This window comes from Buttiauxella cochleicola (assembly GCF_021282405.1).
Taxonomy (GTDB): domain Bacteria; phylum Pseudomonadota; class Gammaproteobacteria; order Enterobacterales; family Enterobacteriaceae; genus Buttiauxella; species Buttiauxella massiliensis.
Genome location: NZ_JAJSOU010000002.1, coordinates 421,657 through 435,156, shown reverse-complemented (window position 1 = coordinate 435,156; position 13,500 = coordinate 421,657). Strand labels below are relative to the sequence as shown.

At 49.0% G+C, this 13,500-nt stretch carries 13 protein-coding genes; 12 read left to right on the top strand and 1 reads right to left on the bottom strand.

The genetic code is table 11. The annotated features are described in order from the left end of the window. The first annotated feature begins 16 nt into the window (after positions 1–16). The 12 genes from mioC (at position 17) to LVQ79_RS04250 (ending at position 10,924) form a co-directional block, all read left to right on the top strand. Positions 17–466: an FMN-binding protein MioC gene (gene mioC, locus LVQ79_RS04305; RefSeq protein WP_232864008.1), complete on the top strand. Its 450-nt coding sequence runs from the start codon at positions 17–19 to the stop codon at positions 464–466. A gap of 372 nt (positions 467–838) precedes the next feature. Continuing rightward, entirely contained in the window at positions 839–2,728 is a 1,890-nt protein-coding gene (gene mnmG, locus LVQ79_RS04300; RefSeq protein ID WP_232864007.1) for a tRNA uridine-5-carboxymethylaminomethyl(34) synthesis enzyme MnmG, read from the top strand. Positions 2,729–2,787: 59 nt separating this feature from the next. Beyond that, complete coding sequence (gene rsmG / locus LVQ79_RS04295) at positions 2,788–3,411, top strand: 16S rRNA (guanine(527)-N(7))-methyltransferase RsmG (protein ID WP_151993918.1); 624 nt, start codon at positions 2,788–2,790, stop codon at positions 3,409–3,411. 618 nt (positions 3,412–4,029) lie between these two features. Further along, on the top strand, positions 4,030–4,410 hold the full coding sequence (gene atpI, locus LVQ79_RS04290) for a F0F1 ATP synthase subunit I (protein WP_064541969.1): 381 nt from the start codon (positions 4,030–4,032) through the stop codon (positions 4,408–4,410). A gap of 8 nt (positions 4,411–4,418) precedes the next feature. Beyond that, on the top strand, positions 4,419–5,237 hold the full coding sequence (atpB, locus tag LVQ79_RS04285; protein ID WP_034460700.1) for a F0F1 ATP synthase subunit A: 819 nt from the start codon (positions 4,419–4,421) through the stop codon (positions 5,235–5,237). Between the two features lie 48 nt (positions 5,238–5,285). Further along, on the top strand, positions 5,286–5,525 hold the full coding sequence (gene atpE / locus LVQ79_RS04280) for a F0F1 ATP synthase subunit C (RefSeq protein ID WP_004393045.1): 240 nt from the start codon (positions 5,286–5,288) through the stop codon (positions 5,523–5,525). 61 nt (positions 5,526–5,586) lie between these two features. Continuing rightward, entirely contained in the window at positions 5,587–6,057 is a 471-nt protein-coding gene (atpF, locus tag LVQ79_RS04275; RefSeq protein WP_034460698.1) for a F0F1 ATP synthase subunit B, read from the top strand. Positions 6,058–6,071: 14 nt separating this feature from the next. After that, on the top strand, positions 6,072–6,605 hold the full coding sequence (gene atpH / locus LVQ79_RS04270; RefSeq protein WP_064514880.1) for a F0F1 ATP synthase subunit delta: 534 nt from the start codon (positions 6,072–6,074) through the stop codon (positions 6,603–6,605). A 12-nt stretch (positions 6,606–6,617) separates the two neighbouring features. Beyond that, positions 6,618–8,159 carry a F0F1 ATP synthase subunit alpha gene (gene atpA / locus LVQ79_RS04265; protein ID WP_124025053.1) on the top strand — a complete coding sequence of 514 codons (1,542 nt, stop codon included), beginning with the start codon at positions 6,618–6,620 and terminating at the stop codon, positions 8,157–8,159. A gap of 50 nt (positions 8,160–8,209) precedes the next feature. Continuing rightward, complete coding sequence (gene atpG / locus LVQ79_RS04260) at positions 8,210–9,073, top strand: F0F1 ATP synthase subunit gamma (protein WP_115631717.1); 864 nt, start codon at positions 8,210–8,212, stop codon at positions 9,071–9,073. A 28-nt stretch (positions 9,074–9,101) separates the two neighbouring features. After that, complete coding sequence (gene atpD, locus LVQ79_RS04255; RefSeq protein WP_064514874.1) at positions 9,102–10,484, top strand: F0F1 ATP synthase subunit beta; 1,383 nt, start codon at positions 9,102–9,104, stop codon at positions 10,482–10,484. Between the two features lie 20 nt (positions 10,485–10,504). Next, on the top strand, positions 10,505–10,924 hold the full coding sequence (locus tag LVQ79_RS04250) for a F0F1 ATP synthase subunit epsilon (protein ID WP_124025055.1): 420 nt from the start codon (positions 10,505–10,507) through the stop codon (positions 10,922–10,924). A 66-nt stretch (positions 10,925–10,990) separates the two neighbouring features. On the opposite strand, the gene LVQ79_RS04245 is transcribed toward LVQ79_RS04250, so the two are convergent. Further along, complete coding sequence (locus tag LVQ79_RS04245; protein ID WP_232864006.1) at positions 10,991–13,168, bottom strand: right-handed parallel beta-helix repeat-containing protein; 2,178 nt, start codon at positions 13,166–13,168, stop codon at positions 10,991–10,993. Positions 13,169–13,500 lie beyond the last annotated feature (332 nt).

Genomic DNA, 13,500 nt, shown 5'->3' with positions numbered 1-13,500 from the left:
AAAAGGTGGGATCGCAATGACAGAAGTTACTCTGATTAGCGGCAGTACCCTGGGCAGTGCTGAATATGTGGCTGAACATTTAGCGCAGAAGCTAGATGAGGCGGGTTTTACGACCCAAACGCTGCATGGGCCACTGTTTGAAGATCTACAAACCAGTGGGATATGGCTGATTGTCTCTTCTACTCATGGAGCAGGTGATCTTCCTGACAATCTGCAACCGTTGTTCGATGCTATAAATGAAGAACGTCCGGATCTGAGTTCTCTTCATTATGGTGCAATCGGAATTGGTAGTCGTGAATACGACACTTTTTGCGGCGCAATTGAAAAATTGGACACCCTTCTGACGGAGTGCGGAGCTAAAAGAGTGGGCTCTTTACTCAAAGTGAACATCCTTGATCACGATATTCCTGAGGATCCGGCAGAGATTTGGGTCGGATCATGGAAGAAATTACTCCTGGATTTGTAAAGATCTAACTTTTATCTGTGTATAAGTATGCTTAAAACCTTGGGTTAAGCAGTAGTTATCCCAATAACAACTCCTGTTCACTTTTTGAGTTGTGCATAACTAGTGATTTTGATCCCAGCTTATACGTTCTGGGATCACCGATCATTCACAGCTAATGATCCTTCTTAATCACTTGATCTCTTTAGCATAAAAACGGTTATCCACAGAACATGCCGATCCTAATAAGAGATCATAATAAAGAGATCTTTAAATAAAAAAGATCTTCTTTTAATTACCTACGATCCCAATACTTTCTCGAAAGGCTAAAGTTAAGTAGAATCGCCAACCTCGGGAATCAGTCATCCCCCATTTGCAAAACCGTGAGGCAGTACCATGTTTTATCCAGATCCTTTTGACGTCATCATCATTGGCGGGGGTCATGCAGGCACTGAGGCTGCAATGGCCGCTGCACGGATGGGCCAACAAACCCTTCTTTTGACTCACAATATCGACACTCTGGGACAGATGTCTTGTAACCCAGCAATCGGTGGTATTGGCAAGGGACATCTGGTTAAAGAAGTGGATGCTTTAGGCGGTTTGATGGCAAAAGCTATCGACCATGCCGGTATCCAGTTTAGGATACTAAACGCGAGTAAAGGCCCTGCAGTACGGGCTACTCGTGCTCAGGCAGACCGAGTGCTGTATCGCCAGGCGGTACGCACTGCACTGGAAAACCAGCCGAACCTGATGATCTTCCAACAAGCTGTTGAAGATCTGATTGTTGAGAACGATCGCGTTGTCGGTGCTGTCACACAAATGGGTCTGAAGTTCCGCGCTAAATCCGTGGTACTGACTGTCGGTACGTTCCTGGACGGCAAAATTCATATCGGACTGGATAACTACAGCGGTGGCCGTGCAGGCGATCCGCCATCCATTTCGCTTTCACGTCGTCTGCGTGAACTGCCACTTCGTGTCAGTCGCCTGAAAACAGGCACACCACCACGTATCGACGCACGCACCATCGATTTCAGCGTACTTGCAAAGCAGCATGGCGATACCCCAATGCCGGTGTTCTCGTTCATGGGAAATGTGAACCAGCATCCTGCGCAAGTACCGTGTTACATCACGCATACGAACGAAAAAACGCATGACGTTATTCGTAATAACCTCGATCGCAGCCCGATGTATGCAGGTGTTATCGAAGGGATTGGCCCGCGTTACTGCCCGTCAATCGAAGACAAAGTGATGCGTTTTGCTGACCGCAACCAGCACCAAATCTTCCTCGAGCCTGAAGGGCTAACCAGCAACGAAATCTACCCGAACGGCATCTCCACCAGCCTGCCGTTTGATGTTCAGATGCAGATCGTCCGTTCGATGGAAGGCATGGAAAATGCGAAGATCGTGCGACCTGGCTATGCTATCGAATACGACTTCTTCGATCCTCGCGATCTGAAACCAACGCTGGAAAGTAAATACATTCAGGGTCTGTTCTTTGCTGGCCAAATCAACGGCACTACCGGTTACGAAGAAGCTGCGGCACAAGGCTTATTGGCTGGTTTGAACGCAGCACGCTTCTCTGCAGAGAAAGAGGGTTGGGCACCAGCTCGCTCACAGGCATACCTCGGCGTACTGGTAGACGACCTTTGCACCCTTGGCACGAAAGAACCGTACCGCATGTTTACCTCACGTGCTGAATACCGCCTGATGCTGCGCGAAGATAACGCCGATCTGCGTTTAACCGCCGTTGGCCGTGAAATGGGTCTGGTGGATGACGAACGTTGGGCACGCTTTAACGAAAAGCTGGAAAGCATTGAGCTTGAGCGTCAGCGTCTGAAAGACATCTGGCTGCATCCTCACTCTGAAAGTGTTGAAGAAGTGAACGCCAAGCTAAGTGCTCCACTATCGCGTGAAGCAAATGGCGAAGATCTGCTGCGTCGTCCAGAAATGACCTATGCTGAGATGATGCAACTGTCAGTATTTGCGCCAGGCCTTCAAGATCCACAGTCTGCTGAACAGGTAGAAATTCAGGTCAAATACGAAGGCTATATCGTGCGTCAGCAAGAAGAGATTGAAAAACAACAACGTAACGAAAATACGTTGCTTCCTGCAACGCTGGACTACCGGCAGGTGAGTGGTCTTTCTAACGAAGTGATCGCTAAGCTTAACGATCACAAACCAGTCTCAATAGGCCAGGCATCACGCATTTCAGGGGTAACCCCGGCGGCGATCTCCATTTTGCTTGTCTGGCTAAAAAAACAAGGCCTGCTACGCCGTAGCGCCTGATTTATAAATTTTCAGGGCCAGGAATTCCTGGCCCGTTTTTTTGATGGGTATTGACCACAGTGCTTAACAAACTGAATCGCCTGCTGGAAAGCGCAGGCATTACGCTGCCAGAAAACCAGAAACAACAGCTGGTGGGTTATGTTGAACTGCTCCACAAGTGGAACAAAGCGTATAACCTAACCTCTGTTCGTCTTCCTGAAGACATGTTGGTACGCCATATTCTGGATAGTATCGTTGTAGAGCCGTACTTGCAGGGCTCACGTTTTATCGATGTGGGAACAGGTCCTGGTTTACCAGGGATCCCGCTGGCCATTGTGCGCCCGGACTCGCATTTTACGCTGCTCGACAGCCTCGGTAAGCGCGTACGCTTCCTGCGCCAGGTCCAGCATGAGCTTCACCTTGATAACATCACGCCAGTACAAAGCCGTGTAGAAGAGTTCCCGGCCGAGCCACCTTTTGATGGGGTTATCAGTCGTGCTTTTGCCTCAATGACTGACATGGTGACCTGGTGTAAACATCTGCCTGCTGAGCATGGTCGCTTCTATGCTCTCAAAGGATTGCGCCCGGATGATGAAATTGCAGCCTTACCCGCAAGCTTCACGGTTGAAGAAGTGATTCGTTTGCAGGTGCCAGAGCTTGATGGTGAACGTCATCTGGTGATGATTAAGCCAAACAAAAATTAATATTTATCAAAAAAAGGCGAAAAAGGATTGTTTCTTTTTGGTTAAAAAATCAAGAGAAAAGGCCTGAAACCTCTGGTTACATTTAACGTAAGTTTAACTTCCCATTATCGCTTTTTTAACTCGAAATGCAGAGTTAGGTTTAAAAGTAGTTAAGCATGAAAATATAACCCTGCTAAATATTACGTAAGTATCAAATGTGGATAATTGTTAAAATATAAATAAAAATGTCAATGAAATGTTTTAATGATGTTTCAGGCTATTTTAAATAGAGTAGACAGTAATCAGCTTATTTATCAGACATCTGTGTTTCGCACTTAATGAGACAGACAAATGCATAATGGCTGTGACATGTTTGATTTGTGATCTTGTGCACGCTTTATTAGGCGACTATTTCGGTTGTTTGCCCTTTTAGGGAAAATAACCAGTATTTAGAAAAAGTTGAAAAATAACTGCGTTGGAAAATATTTAAACATTTGTTCACCTTTTTGCTACTTATTGTTTGAAATCACGGGGCCGCACCGTATAATTTGCTCGCTTTTTGAGGCTTGACTCAAAGACGTAAAGGCAGTTTTATACCAGCGCGACATACCCCGAAGGGAGCAGGAGTTAGGATACGCCATGTCTGTGTCGCTATTGAGTAGAAACGTTGCTCGTAAGCTTCTGTTCCTTCAGCTTCTTGCAGTGATAGCAATTGGATTGCTGTTTTGCCTCAAAGACCCCGCGTGGGGTGCTTCTGCTTTTGGCGGAGGCCTGGCAGCCTGGTTGCCAAATGCTGTATTTATGAATTTTGCCTGGCGTCACCAAGTGCATACACCGTCAAAGGGCCGTTTGGCCTGGACCTTCGCTATCGGCGAAGTATTAAAGGTGATAGCGAGCTTTACCATACTGGTGGTGGCGTTAGCTGGTTTTAAGGCGGTATTGTTGCCGCTTATTGTGACGTGGGTTTCGGTGCTGGTTGTGCAGATACTCGCACCAGCTGTAATTAACAACAAAGGGTAAGAGGCATCATGTCTGCAGGAGAAATCTCTACACCGCAGGAGTATATAGGCCACCATCTGAATAACCTTCAGTTGGACCTGCGTACTTTCTCGCTGGTTGATCCGTATCACCCCCCAGCTACCTTCTGGACACTCAATATTGACTCCATGTTCTTCTCCGTGGTTCTGGGTTTCTTGTTCCTGGTGTTATTCCGCAAAGTAGCAAAAAACGCTACTAGTGGTGTCCCAGGGAAATTCCAGACAGCAGTTGAGTTGGTCATCGGTTTTGTTAATAGCAGTGTCAAAGACATGTACCATGGCAAGAGTAAGGTCATTGCACCGCTTGCTCTGACGGTCTTTGTCTGGGTATTCCTGATGAACCTGATGGACCTGCTGCCAATCGATTTCCTGCCGTTCATCGGCGAGCATATCTTTGGCCTGCCAGCCCTGCGTGTGGTGCCGTCTGCGGACGTGAACATCACCCTGTCTATGGCGCTTGGCGTGTTTATCCTGATTCTTTTCTACAGCATCAAAATGAAAGGCATTGGCGGCTTCACGAAAGAGCTGACGCTGCAGCCGTTCAATCACTGGGCATTTATACCGTTCAACTTAATCCTTGAAGGTGTGAGCCTGCTTTCCAAACCTATTTCTCTTGGTCTGCGACTGTTCGGCAACATGTATGCCGGTGAATTGATTTTCATTCTGATTGCTGGTCTGTTGCCGTGGTGGTCACAGTGGATTCTGAGTGTGCCTTGGGCCATTTTCCACATCCTGATCATTACGCTGCAAGCCTTCATTTTCATGGTTCTGACGATCGTCTATCTGTCGATGGCATCTGAAGAGCATTGATTTTACTTACCACTACTGCGTTTTAACTGAAACAAACTGGAGACTGTCATGGAAAACCTGAATATGGATCTGCTGTACATGGCTGCCGCAATTATGATGGGCCTTGCGGCAATCGGTGCGGCGATCGGTATCGGCATCCTCGGTGGAAAATTCCTGGAAGGCGCAGCGCGTCAACCTGATTTGATTCCTCTGCTGCGTACTCAGTTCTTTATCGTTATGGGTCTGGTGGATGCTATCCCGATGATCGCTGTTGGTCTGGGTCTGTACGTGATGTTCGCCGTCGCGTAGTAAGCATTGCTTAATACACCAAGCAATATCAGAACGTTAACTAACAAAGAGGCATTGTGCTGTGAATCTTAACGCAACAATCCTCGGCCAGGCCATCGCGTTTGTCCTGTTTGTTCTGTTCTGCATGAAGTACGTATGGCCGCCAATCATGGCTGCCATCGAGAAGCGTCAACAAGAAATTGCTGACGGTCTCTCTTCTGCAGAACGTGCCAAAAAGGACCTTGACCTTGCACAGGCCAACGCGACCGACCAGCTGAAAAAAGCCAAAGGTGAAGCTCAGGTGATTATTGAGCAGGCGAACAAACGCCGTGCTCAGATCCTTGAAGAAGCTAAAACCGAGGCAGAGCAGGAACGTGACAAAATCGTTGCACAGGCTCAGGCAGAAATCGACGCAGAGCGTAAACGCGCTCGTGAAGAACTGCGTAAGCAAGTGGCTCTGCTGGCTATCGCCGGTGCCGAGAAGATCATTGAACGTTCCGTGGATGAAGCTGCTAACAGCGACATCGTTGATAAACTGGTCGCTGAACTGTAAGGAGGGAGGGGCTGATGTCTGAATTTGTAACTGTAGCTCGCCCCTACGCCAAAGCAGCTTTTGACTTTGCCGTCGAGCACCAAAGCGTTGATAACTGGCAGCATATGCTGGGTTTCGCCGCTGAGGTGTCTAAAAACGAACAAATAGCAGAGCTTCTTTCCGGCGCATTAGCTCCGGATACGCTCTCTGCGTCGTTTATCTCCATCTGTGGTGACCAGCTAGACGCCAATGGCCAGAACCTGATTAAGGTGATGGCTGAAAATGGGCGTCTGAAAGTTCTTCCTGATGTTCTTGAGCAATTCGTTCAACTGCGTGCAGCCCAAGAGGCTACCGTTGAAGTCGAAGTGACTTCTGCCAGCGCATTAAACGAAGACCAGCTTTCGAAAATCAGCGCCGCGATGGAAAAACGTCTGTCACGCAAAGTTAAGCTGAATTGCAAAATTGACAAGTCTGTAATGGCGGGTGTCATTATCCGCGCAGGTGATATGGTTATTGATGGTAGCGTACGCGGCCGTCTTGATCGCCTGACAGACGTCTTGCAGTCTTAAGGGGACTGGAGCATGCAACTGAATTCCACCGAAATCAGCGAACTGATCAAGCAGCGCATTGCTCAGTTCAGTGTTGTGAGCGAGGCTCACAACGAAGGTACAATCGTTTCTGTAAGTGACGGTATCATCCGCGTACACGGCCTGGCCGATGTAATGCAGGGTGAGATGATTTCCCTTCCGGGAAACCGTTACGCCATTGCACTGAACCTCGAGCGCGACTCTGTAGGTGCAGTAGTAATGGGTCCGTACGCTGACCTTGCCGAAGGCATGAAAGTTAAGTGTACTGGCCGTATTCTTGAAGTACCGGTAGGCCGTGGCCTGCTGGGTCGTGTGGTGAACACCCTGGGTGCACCTATCGATGGTAAAGGTCCGCTTGAGCATGACGGTTTTGCTGCCGTTGAAGCGATCGCACCTGGTGTAATCGAACGTCAATCCGTAGACCAGCCTGTACAGACTGGTTATAAGTCCGTCGATGCCATGATCCCAATCGGTCGTGGTCAGCGTGAACTTATCATCGGTGACCGTCAGACTGGTAAAACTGCTCTGGCAATCGATGCCATCATCAACCAGCGTGATTCCGGCATCAAATGTATCTACGTTGCTATCGGCCAGAAAGCGTCCACTATCTCTAACGTGGTTCGTAAACTGGAAGAGCACGGCGCACTGGCTAACACTATCGTTGTTGTTGCAACTGCATCAGAATCTGCTGCACTGCAATACCTGGCACCGTACTCCGGTTGCGCGATGGGTGAATACTTCCGTGACCGCGGTGAAGATGCACTGATTATTTATGATGACCTGTCTAAACAGGCTGTTGCTTATCGTCAGATTTCCCTGCTGCTTCGTCGTCCACCAGGTCGTGAAGCTTACCCAGGCGACGTATTCTATCTCCACTCCCGTTTGCTGGAACGTGCTGCGCGTGTAAACGCTGAATACGTTGAAGCATTCACTAAGGGTGAAGTAACAGGCAAAACAGGTTCCCTGACTGCGCTTCCGATTATCGAAACGCAAGCGGGTGACGTTTCCGCGTTCGTTCCGACCAACGTAATTTCTATTACCGATGGTCAGATCTTCCTGGAATCAACACTGTTTAACGCCGGTATTCGTCCTGCGGTTAACCCGGGTATCTCCGTATCTCGTGTTGGTGGTGCTGCTCAGACCAAGATCATGAAAAAACTGTCCGGTGGTATCCGTACCGCTCTGGCACAGTATCGTGAACTGGCTGCGTTCTCTCAGTTTGCATCAGACCTTGACGATGCGACCCGTAAGCAGTTGAGCCATGGTCAGAAAGTGACCGAGCTCCTGAAACAGAAACAATATGCGCCGATGTCTGTTGCGCAGCAGTCTCTGGTTCTGTTCGCTGCTGAACGTGGTTACCTCGAAGATGTGGAACTGGCTAAAATCGGTAGCTTCGAAGCCGCTCTGCTGGCTTACGTTGACCGTGACCATGCTCCACTGATGCAAGAAATCAACCAATCTGGTGGCTATAACGACGAAATCGAAGGCAAGCTGAAAGGCATCCTCGATTCCTTCAAAGCAACTCAGTCCTGGTAAAGTCTGGCGGCTTGTCTTAGGGCAAGCCGCAAGGCATTGAGGAGAAGCTCATGGCCGGCGCAAAAGAGATACGTAGTAAGATCGCAAGCGTCCAGAACACGCAGAAGATCACCAAAGCAATGGAAATGGTCGCCGCGTCCAAAATGCGTAAAACGCAGGAACGCATGGCTGCCAGCCGTCCTTACGCAGAAACTATGCGTAAAGTGATCGGCCACCTGGCTTTGGGTAATCTTGAATACAAACACCCTTACCTGGATGAACGCGAAGTCAAACGCGTGGGCTACCTGGTGGTGTCCACTGACCGTGGTCTGTGTGGTGGCTTGAACACTAACCTGTTCAAAAAGCTGCTGGCTGACATGAAAGAGTGGTCCGATAAAGGCGTTCAAAGCGAAATCGCAATGATCGGCTCTAAAGGCGTCTCTTTCTTCAACTCTGTAGGCGGCAATATTGTTGCTCAGGTGACTGGTATGGGTGATAACCCTTCCCTGTCCGAGTTGATTGGCCCGGTGAAAGTGATGTTGCAGGCCTACGATGAAGGCCGTCTGGACAAGCTGTATGTTGTCAGCAACAAATTTATTAACACAATGTCTCAGGTTCCTACCCTTACCCAACTGCTGCCGTTACCGCCAGCAGAAGACGGCGAGTTGAAGAAGAAATCCTGGGATTATCTGTATGAACCTGATCCTAAAGCGCTGCTGGACACCTTGTTGCGCCGTTATGTGGAATCTCAGGTTTATCAGGGCGTCGTAGAAAACCTGGCCAGCGAGCAGGCCGCACGTATGGTGGCGATGAAAGCCGCTACCGACAATGGCGGCAGCCTGATTAAAGAGCTGCAGTTGGTTTACAACAAAGCTCGTCAGGCCAGCATTACTCAGGAACTCACCGAAATCGTCGGTGGCGCTTCCGCGGTATAACCAGGTTTACGTATTTAGAGGATTCGAGATGGCTACTGGAAAGATTATCCAGGTAATCGGCGCCGTGGTGGACGTCGAGTTCCCTCAGGATGCCGTACCAAAAGTGTACGACGCTCTTGAGGTTACAAATGGTAAAGACCGTCTGGTGCTGGAAGTTCAGCAACAGTTAGGTGGTGGCGTAGTTCGTACTATCGCCATGGGTACTTCTGATGGTTTGCGTCGTGGTCTGGAAGTTTCTAACCTCGATCACCCAATTGAAGTGCCGGTAGGTAAAGCAACTCTGGGTCGTATCATGAACGTCCTGGGCGAGCCTATCGACATGAAAGGCGATATCGGCGAAGAAGAGCGTTGGGCTATTCACCGTTCTGCTCCAAGCTACGAAGAGCTGTCAAGCTCTCAGGATCTGCTGGAAACCGGCATCAAAGTAATGGACCTGATTTGCCCGTTCGCTAAGGGCGGTAAAGTTGGTCTGTTCGGTGGTGCGGGTGTTGGTAAAACTGTAAACATGATGGAGCTGATCCGTAACATCGCGATCGAGCACTCCGGTTACTCTGTGTTTGCAGGTGTGGGTGAGCGTACTCGTGAGGGTAACGACTTCTACCACGAAATGACCGACTCCAACGTTCTGGACAAAGTATCACTGGTTTATGGCCAGATGAACGAGCCACCAGGTAACCGTCTGCGCGTTGCGCTGACCGGTCTGACCATGGCTGAGAAGTTCCGTGACGAAGGTCGTGACGTTCTGCTGTTCGTTGATAACATTTACCGTTATACCCTGGCCGGTACAGAAGTATCTGCACTGCTGGGTCGTATGCCATCTGCGGTAGGTTACCAGCCAACTCTGGCAGAAGAGATGGGTGTTTTGCAGGAGCGTATTACCTCCACCAAAACTGGCTCAATCACTTCTGTTCAAGCGGTATACGTACCTGCGGATGACTTGACTGACCCATCTCCAGCAACCACCTTTGCTCACTTGGATGCAACCGTGGTACTGAGCCGTAACATCGCGTCTCTGGGTATCTACCCTGCGGTAGATCCACTGGATTCCACCAGCCGTCAGTTAGATCCACTGGTTGTTGGCCAGGAACACTACGACACCGCGCGTGGCGTGCAGTCTATTCTGCAACGTTACCAGGAACTGAAAGACATCATCGCCATTCTTGGTATGGATGAACTTTCTGAAGAAGATAAATTGGTTGTAGCACGTGCGCGTAAGATTCAGCGCTTCCTGTCTCAGCCATTCTTCGTAGCAGAAGTCTTTACCGGTTCTCCGGGCAAGTTCGTATCGCTGAAAGATACTATCCGTGGCTTTAAAGGCATCATGGACGGCGAATATGACCATCTGCCAGAGCAGGCGTTCTACATGGTTGGTACTATCGACGAAGCCGTTGAGAAAGCTAAAAAACTTTAACGCCTTAATCGGAGGGTGACATGGCAATGACTTATCACCTGGACGTCGTCAGCGCGGAGAGCCAAATGTTCTCCGGTCTGGTTGAGAAGATCCAGGTAACGGGTAGCGAAGGTGAGCTGGGGATTTATCCTGGCCACGCCCCGCTGCTCACCGCCATTAAGCCTGGTATGATCCGCATCGTTAAACAGCACGGACATGAAGAGTATATCTACTTGTCTGGTGGTGTGATGGAAGTGCAGCCTGGCACGGTAACCGTGCTGGCCGATACCGCAATTCGCGGTCAGGACCTCGACGAAGCTCGAGCCCTGGAAGCGAAGCGTAAAGCGGAAGAGCGCATCCATAGTTCCCACGGTGATGTGGACTACGCTCAGGCTTCTGCTGAACTGGCTAAGGCGATCGCGAAACTTCGCGTTATCGAGTTGACCAGAAAAGCGATGTAACTACCTGCTTGAAAAGACAAATGCCAGCCAGGTTTCCCTGACTGGCATTTTTTTCGTCTGAACCTTTTACTGCTTCGTTAAAAACTCACCTGTTTTGAACGAACCATCAGCATTGCGTTGCAGCGGGACTGGCAGCGTCAAAGACTGATAATCTTTTATGCTCAGTTGCTTACCTTCGCTGTTTTCCGTTTTACCATCCCGAATGAAATAGTTGCTGTTATCAACATTTCCGGAGATAGCGTCATCATATTTCCCCTCAACGCTACGCAATGAAATGTTATCGGTGAATTTACCCTGAGTTTCTGCACGCCCATAAGGGCTTGGGCGGAAGATGTAGTTAAAGCGTTGGTTATCCACTGCGACGTTGTTCGCCACCACCAGCGCACCAGGGTTGAAGTTATCGGTAAAGCCATCGAGGTGGTTACCAATCGCAATGCTGTTATGGATTTCATGCGCGACAGGCTGCCCTTCCCCGCCCAATTTGAAACCGTTGCTGGTGTTGTTGCGGGCAATAGAGTTCTCTATCACCACAACGCCATTGGCACCGTCTTCAATCTTGTTGAACAGGTCATAGCCATCATCAATATTGTCGTGCGCATAGCATCCTTCAAGACGGTTGCCATCACCCACACGCATCTTCACCGCAAAGCCATCAGCATTGATTTTGCCTGGGTCTTCATTACTGAAGGATTCAGCGTTAACAACCTTGTTGTAGCTTGCCCACAACGGGCGGCCTACATCAGAAGGAGATGAAATCTGGATGCCTGTGTCGTCATTTTTATAGGCGACTACACTTTCGATAAGGTTATGACTGCCCTGAACTCGCAAGCTCTTATCGGTAACTTCAATGCTTTTGACATGCCAGTAGTTGCCATCCAAAGCCAGGCCGCGAATCACGACTTTACCATCGGCCTCGAGGGTTTTCAGTTTGCCTTTTAAGCCACTGTCCGCTGTCGAAATGGTAGTAAGTGGGTACTCACCGCTGCTTAAGATGAGTTTCCCACCAGGAGAGACGAGAGAGATGGCACTGGCCAAATCAAGCGGTGCGGATTTAGAACCATTGTTACTTGATGCACCATCTGGCGCTACGTAAAGCGTATTACCCTCCATGTTTTTGACTTGCTCAACCATGAAGTTTTGGGTGACAGGGGTTTTGTCTTTACCGCTGGTCGGGGTAAACGTCACGGTGAAACGTGCTTGCTCTTTAAGTGTGGTTGGCAGAGTGAACATCTCTCCGGCCTTGGCCACTTTTTCCTGACCGATCACAACTTCATCCTGACGTACGGTGAAGTTGCCGTCATAGTTAGCGCGAGCCTGTACCACGTACTCGCTGGTGGTGCTTTTTGCTGGAGAGGCAATTTGCATCACAACAGGCCATGCTTTCGGTACGAAAGGTGTGGAAGCAACAGTATTTGCCGCGCTGGTTTCTAATGACGCATCACTGACGGTGATTTTTGCATTACGTGAAGCAAAGAAACCAACGTAGTACTGGCTTTTGTCCTGTACGGTGATGATATCAGCGCGTTTAACATTTTCAGAAACCCATGCATCGCTTCCGGCTGGAGCCCATGAAGTGACAAAACCCTCGTTGGTTCGCTCGAGCTTCATGCGGAAAGTCGGTGCTTTGCTCAGATCAATGGCTTCCTGATAGCTTTTACGAGAAATAGTTGAGCCGGTATTTCCCCATGGCTGAGTAATACCATCACGCGCAATGGCCTGCATTTTCACGCGTGATGCGTCCTTTTTATCCTGCGTCATGATGGCATTCATCACCATATTGGAAGCCGCAGGGAACTCTTCGTAGCCTTCCTTCAGCGGCTCCTGGCGCGGATTGCCTAATACATCCCTTACCAGCATCCCGGCACCTTCCTGCGCGGCCGGTTTCGCACCATTTTCAGGGCCAAACTGATCGACAGTGACTGTTGCCTGTAAGACAAAATTCTCACTGGCGGGTAATGCGGTATAGAAGAACGTTAATCCATCGTGAGAGTTAGCGATTTTACCGCCACGGCTTTCGATGGTGATGGGTTTCGAAAGGTCGACGGAATCCGCTGTTGCCAGCTTTTTACCATCGATCGTTACGTTGTTCACACCCACTTTTTCAGGTAAGACGTTAGATGAAAAGTTAACATCTGTTGATTGCCCGAAAGCAATCGCGTGCCAGATGGGTTGTTGCTCTGCGGTTGCTGGCAGGGATAAAGCCGCGCCGCAAAGCGTAAGAGCCAGAGGTATTTTTGACGCCATTATTATTCTCCTTATAAATGTCCAAGCCATTATCTATAAAAATGAAACGTTGTTTCTTTTATGCTTGTCACAAAGGGTGATTTTTAAAACACTAACATTTCAAATATGTGGAGTAGCTTTGTTTCCGGCCGAAAAGAAGTCTTAATCCACAGAGATCTATGGCTTTTGTTATTTCAGAAGTACTTTTTACGAGCTTATCCACCTACAATTGAGCACATGAGCAACTCAAAAGCGCATCAAGAGCCTGTTTTTTAGGCATCGCGTTTTTTGTTGCAAAATATGTAGAATTTTCAACGTGAAATCGTTTTACTTCCCTCTCAAATTAAAGTCAG

Excerpts from the sequence above, each read along its gene's own strand:
- atpE (WP_004393045.1), top strand. The coding sequence starts at position 5,286 with ATGGAAAACCTGAATATGGATCTGCTGTACATGGCTGCCGCAATTATG.
- atpG (WP_115631717.1), top strand. The coding sequence starts at position 8,210 with ATGGCCGGCGCAAAAGAGATACGTAGTAAGATCGCAAGCGTCCAGAAC.
- atpD (WP_064514874.1), top strand. The coding sequence starts at position 9,102 with ATGGCTACTGGAAAGATTATCCAGGTAATCGGCGCCGTGGTGGACGTC.
- atpA (WP_124025053.1), top strand. The coding sequence starts at position 6,618 with ATGCAACTGAATTCCACCGAAATCAGCGAACTGATCAAGCAGCGCATT.
- atpB (WP_034460700.1), top strand. The coding sequence starts at position 4,419 with ATGTCTGCAGGAGAAATCTCTACACCGCAGGAGTATATAGGCCACCAT.
- atpH (WP_064514880.1), top strand. The coding sequence starts at position 6,072 with ATGTCTGAATTTGTAACTGTAGCTCGCCCCTACGCCAAAGCAGCTTTT.
- LVQ79_RS04245 (WP_232864006.1), bottom strand. The coding sequence starts at position 13,168 with ATGGCGTCAAAAATACCTCTGGCTCTTACGCTTTGCGGCGCGGCTTTA.
- atpI (WP_064541969.1), top strand. The coding sequence starts at position 4,030 with ATGTCTGTGTCGCTATTGAGTAGAAACGTTGCTCGTAAGCTTCTGTTC.
- mnmG (WP_232864007.1), top strand. The coding sequence starts at position 839 with ATGTTTTATCCAGATCCTTTTGACGTCATCATCATTGGCGGGGGTCAT.
- LVQ79_RS04250 (WP_124025055.1), top strand. The coding sequence starts at position 10,505 with ATGGCAATGACTTATCACCTGGACGTCGTCAGCGCGGAGAGCCAAATG.
- mioC (WP_232864008.1), top strand. The coding sequence starts at position 17 with ATGACAGAAGTTACTCTGATTAGCGGCAGTACCCTGGGCAGTGCTGAA.